Origin of the sequence: Lentzea sp. NPDC060358, from assembly GCF_042725365.1 — a bacterium.
Taxonomy (GTDB): domain Bacteria; phylum Actinomycetota; class Actinomycetes; order Mycobacteriales; family Pseudonocardiaceae; genus Lentzea.
Window position 1 is genome coordinate 1 of the sequence record NZ_JBHXCW010000452.1, and the last position, 1,812, is coordinate 1,812.

General features: G+C 67.3%; 2 protein-coding genes. One reads left to right on the forward strand and one right to left on the reverse strand.

Going from position 1 to position 1,812, the window contains the following annotated elements; genetic code table 11:
• Positions 1–384 precede the first annotated feature (384 nt).
• Positions 385–1,143: an SGNH/GDSL hydrolase family protein gene (locus ACFWGZ_RS40775; protein ID WP_382456938.1), complete on the forward strand. Its 759-nt coding sequence runs from the start codon at positions 385–387 to the stop codon at positions 1,141–1,143.
• Positions 1,144–1,280: 137 nt separating this feature from the next.
• Here the strand turns inward: ACFWGZ_RS40775 and ACFWGZ_RS40780 are convergent.
• Positions 1,281–1,812 (reverse strand): tetratricopeptide repeat protein (locus ACFWGZ_RS40780; RefSeq protein ID WP_382456939.1); only part of this gene is annotated, 532 nt, incomplete at its 5' end.

Here is a 1,812-nt window from a genome sequence, read left to right on the forward strand (position 1 = left end):
CCCCTGAGACGGCCCAACCCCAGGTGCGAACCGAGCAGCGGCGAGACCGAAGGCGAGCAGTCTGGTAAACCGGACGCCTGACAGCCCTGTGACAAGCACGACACCCAAAACAAACAAAACCGGCGCAAACCACATCCAAAAACCAAAAAACCGAGACGAATCCCCCGAACCACGTCGAGCACCCCCCACCGAAGTGGTAAAAGAATCGTCACCCACAGCAACAAAACCTACGATGCCGTAACCGACGGTGGCGTAACCAGCGGTTCGTTGTGCATGCTAACTAGTCGTCTGCGACACAGGGAGCCGCAGACGCATCGGGCTGGAAGTGCAGGGCAAGGACATCGAGCAAAGGGGGATGTAGTGCTGCTGCGATGGAACAGTCTCGTGTCCCTGGGGGACAGCTTCACCGAGGGGATGGACGACCCCGGTCCGGGAGACACCTACGTCGGCTGGGCCGACCGCCTCGCGAACATGATGGCGAGGACCGCCCCGGAGTTCCGGTACGCCAACCTGGCCGTCCGCGGCAAGATGCTGCAGGAGATCATCGACGAGCAGGTCCCGCTGGCGATCTCGCTGAAGCCGGACCTCGTCACGTTCTGCGGCGGCGGCAACGACATCCTCACGCCGAACAGCGACCCGGACGCGCTGGCGGAGGTCTACGAGGTCGCGGTGGCCGACATACGGGCCGCCGGCTGCGACGTCGTGATCTTCACCGGCTTCGACACGCGCGGGACGCCGCTGCTCAGGAGCATCCGGGGCAAGGTCGCGATCTACAACACGCACCTGTGGTCGATCGCCGAGCGCTACCACTGCCGGATGGTCGACCTCTGGTCGATGCACGTGCTGCACGACCGGCGCGCGTGGAGCGAGGACCGGCTGCACCTGTCGCCGGAGGGGCACCAGCGGGTCGCGCTCAAGGCCGCCCAGGTGCTGGGGCTCGTCGACGACCACTCGTGGAACACGCCGTGGCCCGCGCTGCAGCAGATCGACTGGGTCACCCAGCGCAAGGCCGACCTGAAGTGGGCGCGCGAGCACGTCGTGCCGTGGATCGGGCGGCAGTTGCGGGGTGAGTCGATGGGCGACGGGCTGGCTCCGAAGCGGCCCGAGTTGCTGCCCATGGCGCGGTGCTCGGACGACGGATAGCGAAAGCCCGACCGGCACTCTCCCCCGAATGCCGGTCGGGCCCTTTCGGGCAGGCGCCTTACCCCCTCGGTAATCCCCCACTCGGCTGCCTGCACGTCCAACATCCCATGTTTTGGGACCATCCGACTAAACGCTCACTAAACCTCGGAGGACATCGCGTCCAACGCGGCCCGCACCTCCACCGCGCGGGCCGAGTTGACCTGCGAATACAGCCGCAGCGCCTCCGTCAATTCGGCTGCCGCAGCAACCCATTCCGCCCGGCGGAGCAACACACCCCCGAGGACGTGCCTGCCGAAGCCCTCCAGGTAGGTCACCTCGGCCACCGCGGCCTGGTCGACGACGTGGCGGGCGAGCGACTCGGCCTGGTCCAGCGCACCCGACTGCAGGTGCAGCTCGGCGAGGTTCGCGAGGCCGCGCAGCAACGCCACCTGGTCGCCGGAGCGGCGGTAGACCTCCACGGCGTTCGCCTGGTGCTGCAACGCCACGTCCACGTGGCCGCGGGCCTGTTCGACCTGCGCCACGTTGTTCAGGCCGTGGCCCTCCCCGACCACGTCACCCGACTGCTGTGCGAGCTGCACCGACTCCCAGAAGTGCAGCAGCGCCTCGTCGTGCTGCTCCAGCCGGAACAGGACGTCGGCGAGCTGGGCGAGCGTCAGCACCAGGTACTGC